Annotated in this window: 19 protein-coding genes and 1 pseudogene; 17 read left to right on the top strand and 3 right to left on the bottom strand. The window is 68.7% G+C overall.

Annotated elements, in window-relative coordinates; translation table 11 throughout:
- Positions 1–7 precede the first annotated feature (7 nt).
- The 4 genes from CLV49_RS04010 to CLV49_RS03995 all read left to right on the top strand — a co-directional run bounded on the left by CLV49_RS04010 (position 8) and on the right by CLV49_RS03995 (position 3882).
- Positions 8–1060, top strand: coding sequence for a permease (locus CLV49_RS04010; RefSeq protein ID WP_424978772.1), 1053 nt, complete (start codon positions 8–10; stop codon positions 1058–1060).
- Positions 1050–1934, top strand: coding sequence for a TIGR03943 family putative permease subunit (locus CLV49_RS04005; RefSeq protein ID WP_106562379.1), 885 nt, complete (start codon positions 1050–1052; stop codon positions 1932–1934). The genes CLV49_RS04010 and CLV49_RS04005 overlap by 11 nt, the downstream gene beginning before the upstream one ends.
- Complete coding sequence (locus tag CLV49_RS04000; protein WP_106562378.1) at positions 1924–3363, top strand: hypothetical protein; 1440 nt, start codon at positions 1924–1926, stop codon at positions 3361–3363. The genes CLV49_RS04005 and CLV49_RS04000 overlap by 11 nt, the downstream gene beginning before the upstream one ends.
- Before the next feature lie 63 nt (positions 3364–3426).
- The gene (locus CLV49_RS03995; protein WP_106562377.1) at positions 3427–3882 is read left to right on the top strand and encodes a hypothetical protein; all 456 of its coding nucleotides are present in this window, start codon (positions 3427–3429) and stop codon (positions 3880–3882) included.
- Positions 3883–3909: 27 nt separating this feature from the next.
- On the opposite strand, the gene CLV49_RS03990 is transcribed toward CLV49_RS03995, so the two are convergent.
- Positions 3910–5319 carry an MDR family MFS transporter gene (locus tag CLV49_RS03990; protein ID WP_106562376.1) on the bottom strand — a complete coding sequence of 470 codons (1410 nt, stop codon included), beginning with the start codon at positions 5317–5319 and terminating at the stop codon, positions 3910–3912.
- 219 nt (positions 5320–5538) lie between these two features.
- Between CLV49_RS03990 and CLV49_RS03985 the strand changes: the two are divergent.
- From CLV49_RS03985 to rpsN, 6 genes and pseudogenes are all read left to right on the top strand, one after another.
- Positions 5539–6663 (top strand): annotated as a pseudogene (locus CLV49_RS03985) (DUF222 domain-containing protein); the annotation flags it as partial.
- A 17-nt stretch (positions 6664–6680) separates the two neighbouring features.
- Positions 6681–6932 carry an HNH endonuclease gene (locus CLV49_RS18660; protein ID WP_425319796.1) on the top strand — a complete coding sequence of 84 codons (252 nt, stop codon included), beginning with the start codon at positions 6681–6683 and terminating at the stop codon, positions 6930–6932.
- 69 nt (positions 6933–7001) lie between these two features.
- A complete protein-coding gene (locus CLV49_RS18270) occupies positions 7002–7166 on the top strand; it encodes a hypothetical protein (RefSeq protein WP_158261899.1) in 165 nt (54 codons plus the stop codon).
- A 170-nt stretch (positions 7167–7336) separates the two neighbouring features.
- The gene (gene rpmB / locus CLV49_RS03980) at positions 7337–7573 is read left to right on the top strand and encodes a 50S ribosomal protein L28 (RefSeq protein WP_106562374.1); all 237 of its coding nucleotides are present in this window, start codon (positions 7337–7339) and stop codon (positions 7571–7573) included.
- Positions 7573–7740: a 50S ribosomal protein L33 gene (gene rpmG / locus CLV49_RS03975; RefSeq protein WP_022897487.1), complete on the top strand. Its 168-nt coding sequence runs from the start codon at positions 7573–7575 to the stop codon at positions 7738–7740. The genes rpmB and rpmG overlap by 1 nt, the downstream gene beginning before the upstream one ends.
- A gap of 3 nt (positions 7741–7743) precedes the next feature.
- Positions 7744–8049 (top strand): 30S ribosomal protein S14, encoded by a 306-nt coding sequence (rpsN, locus tag CLV49_RS03970; RefSeq protein WP_106562373.1) that lies wholly within the window; start codon positions 7744–7746, stop codon positions 8047–8049.
- An 88-nt stretch (positions 8050–8137) separates the two neighbouring features.
- Here the strand turns inward: rpsN and CLV49_RS03965 are convergent, their stop codons facing one another.
- Positions 8138–9292, bottom strand: coding sequence for an epoxide hydrolase family protein (locus CLV49_RS03965; protein ID WP_106562372.1), 1155 nt, complete (start codon positions 9290–9292; stop codon positions 8138–8140).
- A gap of 138 nt (positions 9293–9430) precedes the next feature.
- On the opposite strand from CLV49_RS03965, the gene CLV49_RS03960 reads away from it, so the two are divergent.
- The 5 genes from CLV49_RS03960 to CLV49_RS03940 all read left to right on the top strand — a co-directional run bounded on the left by CLV49_RS03960 (position 9431) and on the right by CLV49_RS03940 (position 15079).
- Entirely contained in the window at positions 9431–10492 is a 1062-nt protein-coding gene (locus CLV49_RS03960; RefSeq protein WP_127054519.1) for a trypsin-like serine peptidase, read from the top strand.
- Positions 10489–11373: a hypothetical protein gene (locus CLV49_RS03955; RefSeq protein WP_106562370.1), complete on the top strand. Its 885-nt coding sequence runs from the start codon at positions 10489–10491 to the stop codon at positions 11371–11373. Before CLV49_RS03960 ends, CLV49_RS03955 begins: the two co-directional genes overlap by 4 nt.
- Positions 11366–12460, top strand: a complete 1095-nt coding sequence (locus CLV49_RS03950; protein WP_106562369.1) for a DUF4333 domain-containing protein — start codon at positions 11366–11368, stop codon at positions 12458–12460. Before CLV49_RS03955 ends, CLV49_RS03950 begins: the two co-directional genes overlap by 8 nt.
- Positions 12461–12685: 225 nt before the next feature.
- Entirely contained in the window at positions 12686–12973 is a 288-nt protein-coding gene (locus CLV49_RS03945) for an HU family DNA-binding protein (protein WP_106562368.1), read from the top strand.
- A 126-nt stretch (positions 12974–13099) separates the two neighbouring features.
- Positions 13100–15079, top strand: a complete 1980-nt coding sequence (locus CLV49_RS03940) for a bifunctional copper resistance protein CopD/cytochrome c oxidase assembly protein (RefSeq protein WP_208019903.1) — start codon at positions 13100–13102, stop codon at positions 15077–15079.
- A 16-nt stretch (positions 15080–15095) separates the two neighbouring features.
- On the opposite strand, the gene CLV49_RS03935 is transcribed toward CLV49_RS03940, so the two are convergent.
- Positions 15096–16748 carry an ABC transporter ATP-binding protein gene (locus CLV49_RS03935; protein ID WP_106564866.1) on the bottom strand — a complete coding sequence of 551 codons (1653 nt, stop codon included), beginning with the start codon at positions 16746–16748 and terminating at the stop codon, positions 15096–15098.
- A 186-nt stretch (positions 16749–16934) separates the two neighbouring features.
- Here CLV49_RS03935 and CLV49_RS03930 point away from each other — a divergent pair, with 186 nt between their 5' ends.
- Together CLV49_RS03930 and CLV49_RS03925 are read left to right on the top strand one after the other, a co-directional pair.
- Positions 16935–18143: a dipeptidase gene (locus CLV49_RS03930; protein WP_106562367.1), complete on the top strand. Its 1209-nt coding sequence runs from the start codon at positions 16935–16937 to the stop codon at positions 18141–18143.
- Entirely contained in the window at positions 18143–19756 is a 1614-nt protein-coding gene (locus CLV49_RS03925; RefSeq protein WP_106562366.1) for an ABC transporter substrate-binding protein, read from the top strand. The genes CLV49_RS03930 and CLV49_RS03925 overlap by 1 nt, the downstream gene beginning before the upstream one ends.
- Positions 19757–19767: the final 11 nt, after the last annotated feature.

Genomic DNA, 19767 nt, shown 5'->3' with positions numbered 1-19767 from the left:
TGGACTGGTGCCAGCCGATCCCTCGAGAACGACCACGACAGCGGTGCCGCCGTCGGATGCCGCTCGAACGACGATCCGCAACCCGTCGGGGTCCTGGCGTACCCCCGCGATCGGGGCCGGCATCGTGCTCGTCGTCCTCGTGGCGATCCGCGCGCTGAGTCCCGAGCAGCTCGACGTCCCGCAGGCGTTCAACGACTTCTTCACGCTCACGCTGAGCGTGCTCATCGAGTCGCTGCCCTTCGTCGTGCTCGGGGTGATGCTCTCGATCCTCGTGCAGGTGTGGCTGCCCGCCGGCGTGATCGAACGCTTCCTGCCCAGCCAGCCGTTCCTCCGACGGGCGTGCATCTCCCTGCTCGGTATGTTCCTCCCGGTGTGCGAGTGCGGCAACGTGCCGCTCGCGCGCGGCCTCATCATGCGCGGCTTCACGGTGCCGGAGTCGATCACGTTCCTCATCGCGGCCCCGATCCTCAACCCCATCGTCATCGTCACGACGCACGCGGCGTTCGGGTGGGACAGCGGCATCCTGGTGTGGCGAATCCTCGGCGGATTCCTGCTCGCGAACCTCATCGGCTGGATCTACAGCCGCCACCCCCGGCCCACCTCCCTTCTCACGCCGGCGTTCGAGGAGGCGTGCCGCCGCGAGGAGCACACGCACGGCACGCGGCTCGGTCGCAGCGTCGAACAGTTCCAGACGGAGGCGCGCGCCGTCATGCCCGCGCTCATCATCGGCTGCTCCATCGCCGGAGCCGTCCAGGTGCTCGTCCCGCGTTCGGCGCTCGTCGCGCTCGGCACGAACCCCGTGCTCTCCGTCGCGGCCCTCATGCTGCTCGCCGTCGTCATCTCGATCTGCTCCAACGTCGACGCCTTCTTCATCCTGAGCTTCGGCTCGACGTTCCTCCCGGGCGCGATCGTCGCGTTCCTTGTGCTCGGGCCGGTCGTCGACGTCAAGCTCCTAGCCCTCATGCGCACCACGTTCACGACGCGCACCCTCGCCTCGATCACCCTCATCGCCGTGCTGTTCACGGGAGCACTGGGTCTGGTGGTGAACCTTGTCGGCTGATCGCACCGAGACGCACGGGCACACCGAGACGCACGAGCACGAGCCGGAGACGGCCGAGCGCGGATCGCGCCTGCTCGGCGCCGGCCTCATCCTCGTGATGAGCGTGTGCGCCCTCTGGCTCGCCGCCACGGGGCAGCTCGCGATATACGTGAATCCGGGGAACACGCCGTTCATCGTGGCGATGTCGGCGATCGCCGTCATCGCGAGCATCGCGGTGCTCGCCCGCCCGCGCGGCGCTCACGGGCACGACGGCGGGCACGAGCACCCGCACCTCGAGGACCTCGTCCACGAGGCCGACGGCACGACGTCGGCCCTCACGGGCGACCCGCGACCGACGCGACGCGTGCTCTCGGGCGTGCTCGGCGCCGCCACGGCCGCGTTCTGCGCCGTGTTCGCGCTCGCCTTCCTCGTGCTGCCGCCACGAGCGCTCAGTGCGTCGGTCGCCGAGATCCGCGACGTCAACTCCGCTGGTCTCCTCACCGAACCCGTCGACCAGACCGTGCAGCTCGCCGCCGACGCCGACTACTCCACCTACGGACTGCGGGAATGGGCGGCACTCCTGCGCCAGAGCACCCACCCGGAGGGTCTCATCGCGACGCCCTTCAGCGGCATCGGTTTCGTCACGGCGAGCGAGGAGTCGGAGGACTCCTTCGTGCTCACCCGCTTCGTCGTGAGCCACTGCGCGATCGACGCCCAGCCCGTGGGCGTCACGGTGTACTCACCGGGCTGGGAGGACCGCTTCGAGGTGGGCTCGTGGGTGACGGTCGACGGCGCCTTCGCGATCGCCCCCGATGCATCGGCCGCGAGCCCCGTGTCGGTGGCTCCGGAGTCGGTCGATTCGACGCCCGAGCCGGACGTCCCGTATGAGTACTGAGGCCCCGGGCCGCGCGGAGGCGGGCGCGAGCCGCGCTCTCCGCTCGGCCGAACGGCGACGCTCGGTGTTCCGGCGGACGCTCGCCGCCACGATCGCCGCCCTCCTCCTCATCGTCGTGGGAGCCGGAGCCGTGGGGCTCCTGCAGGGTCCGCAGCTCGCGCGCGTCGACGTCGACGTGCCGTCGACCGTCGCCGACTCGGGCGCGCGTCTCATCCTCTACGCCGACCGCCCGGTGCGCGACGTGTCGCCGGAGGACGTCACGATCGAGCCCGCGACGCCCGTCACGATCCAGACGGAGGGCACGTCGATCCTCGTCCGCTTCGACGCCGTGCTCGACTACGACACCGACTACTCGGTGACCGTCGACGACGTCCGCTCGCCGGGGTCGACGCCGCTCTCCACCTTCGAGTACAGCTTCACGACGGGGGAGCCGCCGCTCTACGTCCTCCAGCGCGACGACGCCGGCGACGACCACATCGTGAGGACCGACATCGCGGGCTCCGACCCCACCTCCGTGTACGCGGCGCCCCGGATCCAGCAGTTCGAGGTGGTGGGCGACACGATCGTCGTCGCCGAGATCACCGACGACGACCACTCCCGTCTCCTCACGATCCCGGCCGGCGGCGGGGAGGAGACCGAGATCCCGCTCCCCGGCGAGGGACGCGTCGACCAGCTGCAGTCGTCCGCGCGTCAGTTCCTCGTCGGCTTCCTCTATTCGCAGGACGCCGGCACTGCGACGAGTATCGAGAGCGGGCTCTACATCGTGCAGCTCAAGTCGGGGCCCGAGCCGACACGGGTGGAGGCGACGGGAGCCGACGAGACGAACGTGTCGCAGTGGGCCTTCGTGCCGTCGACCACGTCCGTCCTGCTCCGCACGTTCGACGACGAGCTCGTGGCCACCGACGTCGTCACACCGGGCGACCCGCTCATCCTCGGCAACGCGCTCCAGATCCAGGGCTTCGTCGCGGGGGAGCAGGTCGCGATCGTGGAACGCGTCGACGCCATCGTGCAGGTCGACCTGCTGACGGGTGAGGAATCGCCGTTCCCTGTTCCGACGGACGTCGCGGGGACGCCAGGCGAGCTGGTCTCCCTCTCCGCGACCGGATACGTGCGCATCTACTCCGACTATGACATCGCCTCGGGGTCGCTCACCCAATCGGTGGTCCTCGTGGCGAACGGCTCGTCGAGGGTGCTGTACAGCGTCGACGACGGCAGCTCGTCGGTGCTCCAGGTGTGCGTCTCGCCGAACGCACAGTTCGTGGCCGTGCTCGAGGCGAAGGACCAGGCCGAGCTCGGGAGCGACCTCTACCCGATCCTGCCGATGCCGCGCGGGGTCTCGACACTCATCATCGACCGCGCGAGCACCGAGGTGCGCTCATCGGTCGACGGCTTCGACCTGCCGTGGTGCGCGCGTCCACCGACGGACTGACGGGCGGCTCGTTACCCTGGGGAGGCGGCGTTCACGCCGCGACGAGACTTTCAGGGGGTCTTCATGGACAAGCGCACGATGCTCGTGATTCCGGCGCTCGCGGCGATGCTCGCGCTCGCCGGGTGCGGGAACGGAACGGCGGGGACCGCGTCGACGAACAGTCCGACCCCGTCGGCCACGTCGCCCGCACCGACCCCGTCCGCCACACCGACGGCGACGCCCACCGCGACGCCGTCCTCGACGGCTCCGGCCCCCGGTGCGTCCTGGACGGGCGAGACCGCATACGCCGCGTGCGTCGCCTACCACCGCGAGAAGACGGCCGCTGACGGCTTCGACCCCGACGCCTCCACGTGGAACGCCTACAATCCTGAGGTCGCCCGTCAGAACGGCGAGCAGTGGATCGTCGACCTCATCGGGAAGGTGAAGGGCGAGGACGGTACGACATACGACGGAGTCTTCTCCTGCCTCGTCACCGGCACGCCGGCCGCGCCCTCCGTCGAGGAGTACACCGCGGGCTGAGCCGATCGGCGCGGCGGGCTGGGCTGATCAGGCCTGCGGCGCCTTCACCTTCGGCATGACGATTCCGGCCGCGATCGTCGCGACCGCCGCGATGACCACGGCGAGGAACACCGCGCTCGACCCGGTCTGGACCGCGCTCGCCGACTCCTCGCCGCCCGTGCGCGCGATGATCGAGTTGGCGATGGCCCCGAAGATCGCGACGCCCACCGCGCTGCCGATGGATCGCATGAAGAGATTCGTGCCGGTGACGACGCCGCGCTCCTCCCAGTCGACGGAGGACTGGGCGGCGATGAGCGTGGGCGTGGCGACGAGACCGAGGCCGAGACCCACGACGAAGCACGCCGCCGCGGCGAGCCACGCGTTGGGGGTCCCGGCCGTCGACCACAGCATGAGGGCGCCGACGACGGCGATGCCGAGTCCGATGAGCGCGGTGGGGCGGAAGCCGATCCGGAGGTAGATCTTCCCCGACTGCGATGCCGCGATCGGCCAGCCGAGCGTGAGCGCGGCCACGGCGAGCCCGCCGATGAGCGGCGTCGCGTCGGCCGAGACCTCGAGGAAGGTCGGCACGAACGACGTGAGTCCCACGAGGATCGCGCCCACACCGAGGGAGATGAGCGACGTCGTCGTGATGAGTCGGCGGCGGAAGATGGCGAGCGGCAGCACGGGTTCGGCCGCACGCTGCTCGATGAGTCCGAAGACCACGAGGAGCAGCGCGCCGACGGCGAACGAGCCGATGCTCTGCCACGAGTTCCACGCCCAGGCGTTGCCGCCCTCGAGGACGGCGAGGATGAGGAGAGTGAGCGCCACGGTCAGCACGGTCGCGCCGGCGATGTCGACGCGGTGGCTCGTCCGCTCGATGTCCTCCTTGTGGTTGCGCTTCAGCATGAACGCGGCGAGGAGGCAGAGGGGGATGTTGACGAAGAAGATCCAGCGCCAGTCGAGGTACTGCGAGAAGAGGCCGCCGAGGGTCGGTCCGACCACGGAGGAGATCGCCCAGACGCTTGCGAGGTAGCCCTGCGCCTTCGCCCGCTCCCGCACCGAGTAGATGTCGCCGGCGATCGTCACGGAGACGGGGAGGACGGCGCCGGCGCCGAGGCCCTGGACGGCGCGGAACACGATGAGTGACGTCATGTCCCACGCGAAACCGCACAGGATCGAGCCGAGGAGGAAGAGGCCGATGCCCGTGAGGATGATGGGCGTGCGGCCGATCGTATCGGCGAGCTTCGCGTAGACCGGCACGGAGACCGCCTGCGCGAGGAGGTAGATGGAGAACAGCCACGGGAACTGCGCGAAGCCGCCGAGGTCGTCGACGATCGACGGCACCGCCGTTGCGATGATGGTCGACTCGATGGCGATGAGCCCCGTCGCGAGCATGAGCGCGATGAGGATGGGGCCGCGGTCGGAGCGGAAGCCGACCTGCGCGTCTGTCGAGGTCATGGGGCCGTTCCGTCGAGGGTGTGCACGAGGAGACCAACGTATCGCCGTCCGGCGCATTCCCGGCCCCTGGTTGACGAGTCTCCCGTGCGGTTAGCGCGCCGGTCGGCGGCCGCTGTCTCGGGTCCGTAGCCTGTCGTCCACAGGGAACATCTGCGCGAGTTTCTGACTCCTTTTCCGGATACCGTCGTCAGTGTCGGTGGTGTCGTGTTCACTGGACGCATGACCACCCACGGCGCGGCTTTCCAGGACGCGGTCGCAGTAGCGACCGAGGTCCTCACCGCGCCTGTCGCCGGCCTGGTTCCCGGCCGGTTGTCGACCTCCGAGTGGACGGGGATGGTCCGCGACGTGGAGCGTCTCGGCCGTCTCGTGGACGCCGCCCGTGTCGCCTTGGCCGGGGATGCGGAGCAGCGAACCGGCGGCCCCATCGATGCTCTCGCCGCGCTCGGGTATGCGTCCGCCGTCGATGCCGTCGCGACGCTCTCGGGGCTGTCGGATCGGGATGCGAAGCGACGCATCCGGTTGGGCGTGAAGCTCAACGCCGGCTTGTCTCTGGTCGGCGCGGAGACGGGCTCAGCGCACCCCGCCATCTCGGGGGCCGTGTCCGCCGGGAACCTCGGACTCGATGCAGCGACGATCCTCACCGACGCCCTCGATGGGGTCTCGCCGCGGGTCGATCCGGTCGTCGTTGCGGAGGCGGAAGAGGCCCTCGTCAAACTCGCTGTCGGATCCGCGGATCACCCGCCGCTGCGAGCGGACCTGGTCCGTGGGCAGGCGCAACTGTTCATCGAGGCGATCGATCCCGACGGGGTCCGGCCGCGGGAGGAACTGGCGCGGCGGAAGCGACGCTTCACGATCGGACCTGAGACGAGGGACGGCCTCATCCCCGTTCATGGGTTGCTCACACTGGAGATCGGCGCGGGCCTGAAGCGCCTGATCGACGCCCACGTCCGGAGGGTCTCGTTCACGGACGGCTCCGGGCCCCTCGGCGATCCGGAAGCGTCCACGGACCCGTTCGCACCTGTCGAGCACGTCGATGACCGCTCTCCGGCGCAGCGTCGCCACGACACGTTGGCCGACATCATCAGCGCCGCATCGCGGGTGAGAGACGCACCTGAACTGACCGGGGCCGCTCCCGCGATCACCGTCACCGTCACGCAGACGGCACTCGACTCCGGTCGTGGTGTCGGCACGATCGACGGTGTCGATACTCCGATCTCCGTCGACGTGATCGAGAAGCTGATCGACTCGCGGGGCATCCAGACCGTCACGATGAACCCGCACCGGCGCATCCTGTCCCTCGGATCCGTGCAGCGTTGCTTCACCGCGTCCCAACGCCGGGCGATCACCGCACGCGATGGCGGGTGCGTCATCCCCGGCTGCACGACCCCGCCGGTTGGTGCGAGGTGCACCATGTGGTCCCGTGGCGTGATGGCGGCCAAACCCACACCGACAACGGAGTCCTGTTGTGCTGGGGGCATCACCAGAACATCGACCGCGGACCCTGGCGACTCTCCATGCCGGATGGAGTCCCGCACGTCCGCGGGCCGGGTTACCCGGAATGGACCCACACGACGAAAACCCGCACCGGACCACCCCTCACCCGCACCGGATGAGGAGGCGGAGTCGTACTGGATGAGCACCGGAGGTGCGCCATCACGTCAGGGGTGGGCAGACTGAAGGGAATGGAACCCCGCACAGAGACCATGATGTCCACCGACCCGCGTCGGGCGGGGCTCGAGTCCGCCGGTTGGCGGCTCATCGGAGAGTCCTGGGGTGCCCGGCTGCGTCTTCCAGACCCGCCTCACCTCTCGATGACCCTCGAGGCGGTCGCGGTGAGGCGGAGGTGACGCCGTTTCCGCCGCGGACCCGCGTCGTGTAACATTGACCTTTGGCTGGACGAACTCCTTTCGTCCATGCACGCGTGACAACTCCCACCCAGTTCCATCGGGGGTTGAGTCGCGCCGACAAGAGATCTTGGGCGGAACACTCGTTCCGCGGTATCGACAGGAGATAACCAATGGCAGCAGTGTGCCAGGTGACCGGAGCCGTTCCCGGCTTCGGACACAACATTTCGCACTCGCACCGGCGCACCAAGCGTCGTTTCGACCCGAACGTTCAGAAGAAGACGTATTACGTGCCGTCGCTTCGTCGTAACGTTACCCTCACGTTGTCCGCCAAGGGCATCAAGGTCATCGACGCCCGTGGCATCGAAGCCGTCGTGAAGGACGTCCTCGCACGTGGGGAGAAGATCTAATGGCGAAGCAGCAGGACGTACGTCCGATCATCAAGCTCCGTTCGACGGCAGGCACGGGATACACCTACGTGACGAAGAAGAACCGTCGTAACGACCCCGACCGTCTCGTGCTCAAGAAGTACGACCCCGTCATCCGCAAGCACGTCGATTTCCGAGAGGAGCGCTAAACCATGGCCAAGAAGAGCATGATCGCCAAGAACAACCAGCGCAAGGTCATCGTGGAGCGGTACGCCGCGAAGCGTCTCGAGCTCAAGAAGACGCTCGTCGACCCCAACGCCACCGACGAGGCCCGCGAGGCCGCTCGTCTCGGCCTGCAGAAGCTGCCGCGCAACGCATCGCCGGTCCGCCTCCGCAACCGCGACGCGATCGACGGTCGCCCCCGTGGCCACCTCTCGAAGTTCGGCATCTCGCGTGTGCGTTTCCGCGACATGGCGCACCGAGGCGAGCTGCCCGGCATCACCAAGTCGAGCTGGTAGTCACCACCTCGCGAACGTCACGAAGGCCGGTCCCGATGGGGCCGGCCTTCGTCGTTCCCGCGGTCTGTGGATCGCTGCACAGAGGGCCTCAGTCCAGTCCGTCGAGGAAGGTGCGGATGTCGTGGGCCAGCATCTCGGGCTCCTCCATCGCCGCGAAGTGTCCGCCCCGGTCGTCGACCTCGGTCCAGTGCACGACCCGATACTCGGCCTCCGCGAGCCGCCGGATCCCGATGTCGTGGGCGAACATGATCGCGCCGACCGGCTGCGTCGGACGCTCGGACGCTGCTCCCCACGCTCCAGCGTCGGCTGCGTACACGGTGAAGGCCGCGCTCCCCGCACACCGTGTGAGCCAGTAGAGCGACACGTGTTCGAGGATCCTCCGCCGCCCGATCCGGCCGTCCGGTTCCGCGTCGAAGGGGAACGACCATGCGCGGAACTTGTCGAGCATCCACGCGAGGAGCCCGGCGGGACTGTCGGTGAGGGCGGTGCCGATGAGCTGCGGTCGTGTGGACTGGATCGAGATGTAGCCGAACTCCTCGGCCATGAACTCCCCGACGCGGCGGTAGCGGTCGCGCTCGATCTCCGTCGACCGTGCGATCTCGTCCTCGTCGGGCTCACCGGTGGGTGCGCCGATCGACCCGTTGACGTGGATGGCGACGCAATGTTCAGGATCGAGTCGACCCATCGCGGGCGCCACGCCGGCGCCGTAGTCCCCGCCCTGCGCCACGTACCGCTCATAGCCGAGGGCGTCCATCAGCTCGACGAAGGCTCCCGCGACGCGCTCCGTCGTCCAGTCGGTCCCCTGCAGTGGCATGGAGAACGCGAATCCCGGCACGCTCGGGATCACGACGTCGAACGCCCGCGCGCCAGCGTCGTCGGGCTCCGTGAGCAGGGGGATGAGGTCGAGGAACTCGAGGAACGAGCCGGGCCAACCGTGGCAGAGGAGGAGGGGTGTGGCGTCAGGCCGCGACGATCGGACGTGGACGTAGTGGATGCGCTGGCCGTCGATCTCCGTGAGGTACTGGGGAATGGCGGCGAGCCGCGCCTCGAGGCCACCCCAGTCGACGTCCTCCCTCCAGCTGGCGAGGAGCGATCGGAGGACGGAGACGGGGACGCCGGTACTCCAGTCGTCGTCGCCGATGGGATCCGGGAGACGAGTCGCGCTCGCGCGAGCGAAGAGATCGTCGAGTTCGGCCGAGGGGACGCGGACCGTGAAGGGATGGGGCTCGTGTGTGATCGTCATGCGGTCAGTGTGCCGAGCGAAGAGGACGCACCGTGTCCTGATCGGGATGGATCGGGCCGATCAGGCGGTCGGTCCGGCAGACCCGGCGGGGGAGTTCTACCCCTCGGCGGTGTCGGAGGCGGCTGTTAGCATCGCACCATGCCCAGCACTCGGAGATTCAGGGGACTCGCCGTGCTCGCGGCCACGCTGCTCACGGCAGCAGGCCTCACCGCCTGCACCGTGACGGTCGACGGCGAGGCCGTGCCCGCCGACAGCGCACCCGGTATCAACGTCGACATCCTGGCGGCGGGAGAGTCCGTCGACATCGACAGCGACCCCGGTGCCACCAACGACTTCTGGGACGACAACGCGTCGAACGCGAGCGCTCCGGAGTACGAGCCGCCGCCCGAGGGCGAGGAGACGCTCACGGACAAGCCCACAGGCGTGCTCGTCGACCCCACGACCGGCCCGGTCGACGAGGTCGACCCGGCGAGCCTGCAGGATTCGTCCGCCGGCAACCCGTTCGCGGCTCCGGGCCTCGCCGGCCAGGTCCACGGACGCCTCTACGGGGCGTTCGACGATCAGACGGCGTACGTGTGCTCTGCCACCGTCGTGAACTCCGCCGGCAAGAACATCGTCGCGACCGCGGCCCACTGCGTCTACGACGCGTACAGCAAGCGGTACGCGCAGAAGCTGCAGTTCGTCCCGGCCGATCGCAACCAGATGGAAGAGACGCCGTTCGGCATCTGGTATGCCAACAAGATCTTCGCGCCGACCGAGTTCATCGAACAGGCCGAGGCCGACGAGAGCGGCCGCACCGCCGGCAACGGCTGGTACTACGACTTCGCCTTCCTCACCATGGACGCGAACAGCGACGGCCAACAGATCCAGGACGTCACCGGCGGGCAGGGCATCTCGTTCGGAGGCGAGCTCAACGGTGTCCTCTCCATCGGCTACCCGGCGGCCCCGCCGTTCGACGGCATGTCGGAGCGCTACTGCTCGGCCAGCAACGTCGCCGACCGGTACACCAATGACTACGTCCTCAGCTGCGACATGACGGGTGGGTGCTCGGGCGGCGCGTGGCTCACGAAGTTCGACTCCACGACGGGCGCCGGCTACCTGATCGGCTCCAACTCCCGCGGTGGCGGCGGGCAGATGCTCAGCGCCGCCCTCGGTGAGGTCGCACTCGCGCTCTACAACCAGGCGGGGGGCGGGGCGTGACCGCCCGCCGCAGAGTTCTGCTCGGCGGCGTCCTCTCCGTCGTCCTCGCTGCGAGCCTGAGCGGCTGCGCGACCCGTGATGTCGAGGGTGAGGCGCACGCCGACACGGCGGCGCGACAGGACTTCCTCGGCTCGCTCTTCGAGGAGCGGATGGCGGCCGCCACCGAGCAGTTCTCGGCCGGCACGGACGTGGCAGGTCTCGAGTACGTCTCGACGGTCGGCGGGGCGGACGACTTCGACCTCACACGCGAAGTCACCCTCCTCGGCGATCCCGCGACGGTCGTGGTGCGCGAGAGTTCGAGCCGTGAAGGCGACACCATCGACGTCTACCACGAGGGTGGGTCCGACTCCGACTTCCTGCTCCTCGGCTCCAAGTTCGCCGAGCTGAGCCCCACGTTGTGGACGGAGGTCCCCACCGTCATCGGTGCGGACGACGACCCGTGTCTGCTGCCGGCCGAACGCGTCTTCTGCGGTGCGAGCGCTGCCCTCGAGGCGGACGACGCCGAGACGGCGCCCATCTACGACCTCTCGACCGACGAGGAGGGCGTCTCCCGCATCAGCGTCACGACGTCGCTCGCCAACATCGCCGCACAGGCCGAGACGCTCGACCTGCCGTCCGGCCTCCTCGATCCCGACGGCATCGAGGACGGCAGCGTCGCCACCATCACGATTCAGAGCGACGCGGAGGGGGCGTTCAACGCGATCGAACTCTCGGCCTCGCTCGGCGAGGACGGCGGTCGCCTCCTCGTCGGTTTCGAGTCGACGGGGGCCGTGGACGAGGACGAGCTGCCCGAACCGCCGTCCCCGTTCGATGTCACGACGATCGACGCCTCGGACGTCGACGCGTTCTACGAAGAGATCCAGAGGTTGAGAGATGAGTGACGGTCGCACCCCCGGAGGATCCGGCGACGAGCAGGAGAAGTGGCGCCAGGCTCAGCGTGATCAGCAGGCGCAGCAGCAGCAGGGGCAGCAGCCGCAGCAGGGGCAGCAGCCGCAGCAGGGGCAGCAGCAGCCGTGGCCGACTCCCGTCGCCGGCCAGCCGTCCCCGCAGTGGCCGCAGCCGCGCCAGCCCCAGGCTCAGCCCGGGCAGGCTCAGCCCGGGCAGGCTCAGCCCGGACAAGCTCAGTGGCCGCAGCCCCAGCAGGACCGCCCGGCGCAGGGTCAGTGGAACCAGGGTCAGTGGAACCAGGGTCAGCCGGGTCAGGGTCAGCCTGCTCAGGGTCAGTGGAACCAGCCAGGCCGGGCGCCGGCAGGGCAGCAGCCTCCGGCGGCATCGACCTACCGCCCCCAGGGCGTCGGGCACCCCACGGCTCAGCCATCGGCGCCGTCATCGCCCCCGTCCGGGCAGCCGAATCAGCCGACCCAGCAGTACCCGCGCGCCTCGGCGCCCACGGCCCCGACCGAGCGGCTCGGTTCCGCTCCGCAGGGGCCCGGTTCCGCTGCGCAGGGGCCCGGTTCCGCTGCGCAGGGTCAGGGGCGCCCGCACGGCGCTCCCACGGGTCCCGGGCAGGGGTACCCCGTCCAGTACGCCGCCGGGCCCGGTCAGCAGCACGTGAACCCGCAGGCTCCCGGGCAGCAGGGCGCCGGATCGTTCGCTCCGTATGGACAGCCGGACGGACCCGCGCCCGACGTCTCGAAGAAGAAGCGTCGTGTCGCCTGGGGCACGGCGATCACGGCGGGGCTCGTCGGTGCCGCTGTCGCGACTCTGCTCACGCTCGTCATCAGCGGGCAGTTCGTGCGCCCGGTCTTCACGGGGGCTGCGGTCGAGGAGGACGTCCAGGGAGTGCTGGAGGACGAGTACGGCCTCCCCGACGTTCGCGATGTCAGCTGCCCGGAGGAGCCGAGCGCCTCGGCCGGGGCGGAGTTCGCGTGCGGGTTCACGACGGGGGACCGGGAGTTCTCGGTGCAGATCCGTGTACTCGATTCGGGCGGTCAGTACCTCGTCGGGGCGGTCTCGTCCGGAGAGTGACCGCCGCCCGACCGCGCGACGAGTGCCCGATAGAGGGTCCTCTCGCGGTCGATCGGGCCGACACGCCGGGTGTTATCTCGTCGCAAAGTGCGTAGTTCCGCGGAATCTCGGGGTTTTCTGTTACATTCGAGGCGGTCGAGAGACCGGCTGCCGTGGGTTCGTACCGCGGCGGCGCTACAGGAGAAAACGACTGTACTTCGTAACAAGGTCCGAGGAGGACACTTCATGGCTGATAAGTCGCTTAACAAGACCGAGCTCGTTGCAAAGATCGCTTCGGAGTCGGGCCAGAGCCAGGCTGCGGTGAGCGGCGTTCTCGACGCTCTGTTCTCGGTTCTCGCTGACTCGGTCAGCAACGACGTCAAGGTCAGCATCCCCGGCTGGCTCGCCGTCGAGCGCACCTCGCGTGCCGCTCGCACCGGCCGCAACCCGCAGACCGGTGAGACGATCCAGATCGCTGCCGGCCACTCGGTCAAGGTCTCGGCTGGCTCGAAGCTCAAGGCTGCCGTCAAGTAGTCACGGCCCACACGCCGCCGAAGGGGCGGCCGACGCACTGCGTCGGCCGCCCCTTCGCTCGTCTCCGCCTCCGCGGAGGAAGACGTGACGGGCCGACGTCCAGGCTGCACCGCGTACCCTTGAGAGGTGAATCGTGCGACGCGCATCCTCGGGCCTGCCGTGCTCGTCCTCGTCGGCGTCCTCGCTCTCGTCGCAGCGCTGGCCTTCGGCGGCGGCGCCGACCCCCTCTCGATCGGCGACGCAGGTCCGGTCGCGCGCTGGGGTCTGCCCCTCTCGAAGATGCTCGTCAACGTCGGAGCAGCCGGTGTCATCGGAGCGATCGCGCTCGCACTGTTCGCCCTGAGCCCGGATCGTGAGGAGTTCCCGAAGGTCCTGGACTTCGCCTCGGCGAGTGCCGCCGTTCTCACCGTGGCATCGGGACTCACCGCTTTCTTCAGCTTCCTCGTCATCACCAACACGCCGTTCGCCCTCGACGACGACTTCGGTGTGCGGCTCGGCTTCTTCCTCACCGAGGTCGAGGCCGGCCAGGCCTGGCTCATCACGACGCTCCTCGCGGCGACCGTCACGGTGCTGTGCTTCGCCGTCCGCAATCTCACGGCCCTCTTCTTCGTGGGTCTCCTCGCCGCCGCGAGCCTCCTCCCGATGGCGCAGCAGGGCCACGCGGCCGGGAGCTCCGGCCACGACGCCGCCATCACGGCGCTCGGACTCCACCTGCTCTTCGCTGCCGTCTGGCTCGGCGGTCTGCTCGCCATCGTGGTGGTGCGGCCGGTGCTCGGGAAGGGGCGTCTGCCCGCCGTTCTCTCGCGCTACTCCACCCTCGCTCTCGTGTGCTTCATCGTCGTGGCGGTGTCCGGATACGCGAGCGCGGAACTGCGCATCGGCAGCCTCGACCGCCTCGCGACCCCGTACGGGCTCCTCGTCCTCGTGAAGGTCGCCGCGCTCGTGGTGCTCGGCCTCTTCGGGGCGTACTACCGCTCGACCATGCTGCGGCGCATGGCCGATTCGGGCCGCGAGCGCAGCCGGTTCTGGTGGATCGCCGTGGCCGAGCTCGGCTTCATGGGGGTCGCCTCGGGCGTCGCCGCCGCGCTCGCCCGTACCGCCTCGCCCATCGGCGAGGTCCTCCCCACGGTGCGCACACCGGCCGAGACCCTCACGGACGAGCCGCTCCCGACCGAACTCACGCCCATCGGGTACCTCACGTCGTGGAACGTCGACCTGCTGTGGGCGCTCATCTGCGCCTTCGCGATCTTCTTCTACCTCGCCGGGGTCGTGAGGCTGCGCCGTCGCGGCGACCACTGGTCACCGCTCCGCACGATGTCGTGGGTGACCGGGATGCTCCTGCTGTTCTGGGTGACGAGCGGCGTCGTGAACGTCTACCAGCAGTACCTGTTCAGCATCCACATGCTCGGCCACATGCTCCTGGCGATGGCCGTGCCGATCCTCCTGGTGCCCGGCGCGCCCGTGACGCTCGCGATGCGGGCGATCCGGAAGCGCGGCGACGCCTCACGCGGCGCTCGGGAGTGGATCCTCCTCGCCGTGCACTCGAAGTACGCGGGTGTCATCTCCCACCCGGTGGTGGCCGCCGTGCTGTTCGCCGGCTCGCTCTGGGTGTTCTACTTCACGCCGGTCTTCCGCTGGGCCATGACCGACCACATCGGCCACCAGTGGATGATCGTGCACTTCCTCGCCACGGGTTACCTGTTCGTCCAGGCGCTCATCGGCATCGACCCGGTGCCGCACCGCATCGCGTACCCGCTCCGCCTGTTCCTCCTGCTCGCCACGATGGCGTCGCACGCGTTCTTCGGGCTCACGATCATGTCGTCGCGCGGCCTGTTCCTCGCCGACTGGTTCGGCGCGATGGGGCGCACGTGGGGCGCGAGCCCACTCCAGGACCAGGTGGTGGGCGGTGGGATCGCCTGGAGTATCGGCGAGATCCCCACGGTGGCCCTCGCCATCGTCGTGGCGATCCAGTGGGGCCGGAACGACACCAAGGAGCAGAAGCGACTCGATCGGGCGGCCGACCGCGACGACGACGCGGAGCTCAAGGAGTACAACGCGCGCCTCGAGGCGCTCGCCGGCCGCGGCGAACGGACACCCACCGGCTGAACCGGCGGCGGCGGGCTCAGGCGGCGTCGGCGGTCAGCTTGCCGCGTTCTGCACGCGTCAGCGGCGGGATCGAGCGGAGTAGTTCCCGCGTGTAGTCGTGCTCGGGTCGATCGAAGATCTGCTCGGTGCCCCCGGTCTCCACGGCGACCCCTCGATACATCACGAGGACGCGGTGGGCGAGGTTGCGCACGACCGACAGGTCGTGCGAGATGAAGACGATGCTGAGGCCGAGCCGATCCTGGAGGTCGACGAGCAGGTCCACGACCTGCGCCTGGATGGTGACGTCGAGTGCCGACACCGGCTCGTCGCACACGAGGACGTCGGGGTCGCGCATGAGGGCCCTGGCGATGCCGATCCGTTGCCGTTGGCCACCGGAGAACTGGTGGGGGAAGCGATCCATCATCCCGGGTGTCAGCCCCACGAGGTCGAGCAGCTCGGCGACGCGGTCACGCCGCTCTGCGGCGGTCCCCGTCCGAGTGACCGCGAGGGGTTCGGCGATCACGTCGCGCACACGCATGCGGGGGTCGAGCGAGGTGTACGGGTCCTGGAAGACCATCCCCACCCCGGCCTGGGCCGGTGGGCGCGGGCCGCGGGTGCGCCGCGTGACGTCACGTCCGCGGTATTCGACCGAGCCGGAGTCGACGGTCTCGAGGCCGACGATCATGCGCGCGAGCGTCGACTTGCCGCTACCAGACTCGCCGACGATCGCGAGCGTCTCGCCGCGCCGCAGCGCGAGGTCGACCCCTGCGACGGCGTGGACGATCCGGCGCGCGAAGGGGGAGCCGCCAGCGAACGTACGGTCGAGGCCGCGCACCGTCAAGACGGGGGCCTCCGCGGCTTTGGTGGAATCGAGCACTCGAGCGGGCGACGGGTGGGGGGCCGAGTCGAACAGTTCCCGCGTGTACGGGTGACTCGGTGCGGCGAAGATCGCGTCGGCGTCACCGTGCTCGACGACGGCACCGTGACGCATGACGACGAGACGGTCGGCCACTTCGGTGACGACGCCGATGTCGTGCGTGATGAGGAGGACTCCCATGTCGAGCCGACCACGGAGGTCGTGCAGCAGGCGCAGGATCTGGGCCTGGACCGTGACGTCGAGGGCCGTCGTCGGCTCGTCGGCGATGAGCAGCTCCGGTTCGAGTGCGATCGCCATGGCGATGAGGATGCGCTGTCGCATACCGCCGGAGAACTGGTGAGGGTAGTCGTCGATACGAGAGGCGGGGGAGACGATCCCCACGAGGTCGAGCAGCTCGATCGCGCGCGCCCGTGCCGCCCGTCTCGACACCCCGCGGTGGACGCGGACGATCTCGCCGAGCTGGTCACCGACCGACAGGACGGGGTTCAGGGAGGAGAGGGCGTCCTGGAGGACCATGCTCATGCGTTCGCCGCGCAGTCTCCTGCGCTGATCCTCGCCGAGGGACAGGAGGTCGACGTCGCCGAGCCGCAGGGCGTCGGCGGTGACGGCGGCCGCTTCGTCCTCGATCCCCATGATGGCGCGGGCCGTCACGGTCTTCCCCGATCCGGATTCGCCGAGCAGGGCGACGAGCTCACCCGGGTGCACGTCGAGGTCGACGCCGGACGCCGCCGTCGTGGTGCCCTGGTCGCCGTGGAAGTCGATACGTAGTCCGCGAACGTGGAGCACGGGCGCTGTCGAGGAAGAAGGAGCCATCGTCATGCATCTCATTGTGCACCTCAAACTGCGCCGAAATGTTTCACACATGTGAACTGATAACCGAAATACCGCATTTGTATTGGCAGATACGCCGGAAATCATGATTGTTGGGTCCTGGGATGCCGATAGGCCCCGGCGTCGTCCGCTTGAGGGCGACACACGAACCACGAAGGAGGCACCACCGTGCTCGAACCCTCAGAGCGCTACACCGGCTACACGGCCTACGACTACCTCGAGGCGGGCGTCGACTACCGCGACTTCGGCTGGGCGAAGCAGATCGGCCGAGTTCCCGCGTACGCCGGTCTCGATCTGAGCTCGGCGCAGGCAGAACGGACGGCGCGACTGCTCGAGCAGGAGACCGTCATCTCCCTGCACGAGCACGTCCAGGTCTTCCCGGAGAACATGGACTACCTGCGCGACCACATCCGACAGGGCCGTGAACCGACGGGCTACGAGGGCCTCTCGCGTTCGGGCCTCACCGCCGTCTTCGACAACGGCATGGACGGCACCTGCTGCATCTCGAGCGACGCCGGATGGAAGTACCAGGACGTGCTGTTCGACCTCGGCGTCCGCATGGCGGACCTCGCCCACCAGGACTACGTCATCAAGGGCGAGACACTGAAGGACATCCAGCACGCGAAGGAGACGGGGCGCATCGCGCACATCTTCGCGCTCGAGGCCTCGACCATGATCGAGAACGAGGTCGACCGGCTCGACGTGCTCTACGGTTTCGGCGTCCGCCAGATGGGCATCGCCTACTCCGAGGCCAACACACTCGGCAGCGGACTCAAGGAGCGAGGCGACGGCGGACTCACCTACTTCGGGGAGCGTGCCGTCGCACGTATGAACAAGCTGGGCATCGCGATCGACATCTCGCACTCCGGCGACCGGACGTGTGTCGACGTCATCAGGGCGTCGACGAAGCCCGTGTTCATCACCCACGCCGGTGCGCGTGGCCTCTGGCCGACCAACCGGATGAAGACGGACGAGACGATCATCGAGTGCGCCCGCCGCGGCGGGGTGATCGGGATCGAGGCCGCACCGCACACGACGCTCTCGCCGTCGCACCCGCTCCACTCGCTCGAATCGGTCATGGACCACTTCCAGTACTGCGTCGACCTCGTCGGCCTCGAGCACGTGAGCTTCGGCCCCGACACGCTCTTCGGTGACCACGTGGGCCTGCACGACGCGTTCGCCGCCAATCTGTCCCTGGGCCAGGCGCACGCCAACGTCGACTACGAGAAGGTCCCATACGTCGACGGCGTGGAGAACCCCGCGGAGGCGTTCGGCAACATCATCGGTTGGCTCGTGAAGCACGACTACTCCGACGACGAGATCCGCGCGGTCGTCGGCGGTAACACCCTGCGCGTACTCGAGGAGGTCTGGGTCTGATGCCCTATCGGAGATCGATGATCGTCGGCGTGGCCGCCGCGGTCGCATTGACACTGAGCGCGTGCGCGCCGCAAGCGCCGGAAGGCGGCTCCACCGCCGAACCCGGCGATGCGACGCTCACAATCGCCACGACGACGGACGTCGTCAACTACAACCCGCTCATCGGCAACAGCCGGAGCGACTACTGGATCACCAACCTGATGTACCCGCACCTCCTGAGCATCGCGGACGACGGCACCAAGGAGCCTCAGCTCGCCGAGGAGTGGGGATACGTCGACGACACGACCGGCTACTACGAGATCCGCGACGACATGAGCTGGAGCGACGGTGAGAAGCTCGACGCCGACGACGTCGCGTACACGATGAACGCCGTGAAGAGGGACGCGCCGTCCGGCACCTTCTACGGCCAGCTCGCGAACTTCGAGTCGGCCGAGGCCGTCTCCGACACGCGCGTCGAGATCACGTTGACGAAGCCGGACTCCTCGATCGTCGAGGAGATCGGATTCTGGGGCAACGTCGTGCCGCAGCACGTGTTCGAGCCGGCTGGCTCCGTCGCCGAATTCGCGAACGACGGGAGTGACGGCGGCTGGGTGAGCGCCGGTCCGTACCTGCTCACCGACGTCCAGGTGGGCCAGAGCTACACGATGGAGCGCGTCGACGACTACCCGCTCGTCGAGGGCGGTACCCCCGTGGCGGCGACGGTCGTCTACCGCGTCTTCCCCGACGTGAACACGGAGATCCTCGCGCTGCAGAGCGGCGAGGTCGACCTGGTCGCGAACGCGCTCCCACCCGCCCAGGTAGAGCAGCTCCGCAACACCGACGGCATCGAGATCGCCGAGGTCACAGGGCTCGGCTACGCCCACATGGTCTACAACATGCAGAACCCCGACCTCGCCAAGGTCGAGGTACGCCAGGCGCTCGCGCACGCCGCCGACTACGAGGCGATCCGCGACGTCGTCCTGCAGGGGCAGGCCGTGTCGACAGGCTCGAGCCCGCTCATGCCGGTCCTCTCGGCGTACTACGACGAGTCGATCACCGAGTACGAGTTCGACACCGACCTGTCGCGCTCCCTCATGGAGGACGCCGGCTACACGGCGGGAGCCGACGGCATGTTCCCCGTGACGTTCCGCCTCATCTACTCGTTGCAGGACAGTGTGACGAGCCAGTGGGCCCAGCTCGTGAAGGAGAGCGCCGCTGAGGCCGGCATCGTGATCGAATTGCAGGGAACCGAGCGCAACACCTATCTCGCGATGACGAACGACGGCGACTACGACATCTACGCCGGCAACCTGGCCATCATGGACGACCCCGTGACCAACTTCACGCTGTCGTACCTCCCGGGTGGAGCGATCAACTACACCTACGTCGACGATCCCGAGCTCAACGCGCTCATCGAGGAGGCCTCGGCCACCTCGGACGAGGACGCCAAGATCGAGCTCATGCGCGAAGCCGCGGCGATCGTGCACGAGCAGGTCTACGACAACATCATGTACACGCAGAACCTCGCCGTGGCGTACAGCTCCGACTGGGACGGATTCGTCTCCAAGCCGAGCGAACTGTTGTCGATCGTGAACCCCGTGTCCGTGGCGAGCGCCTTCCCGGTCGCCGACTAACCCATCGATCG

It is taken from the genome of Labedella gwakjiensis (genome assembly GCF_003014675.1).
Lineage (GTDB): Bacteria > Actinomycetota > Actinomycetes > Actinomycetales > Microbacteriaceae > Labedella > Labedella gwakjiensis.
Note: the sequence above shows the minus strand (reverse complement) of the source record. Positions and strands in the feature narration are given on the sequence as shown.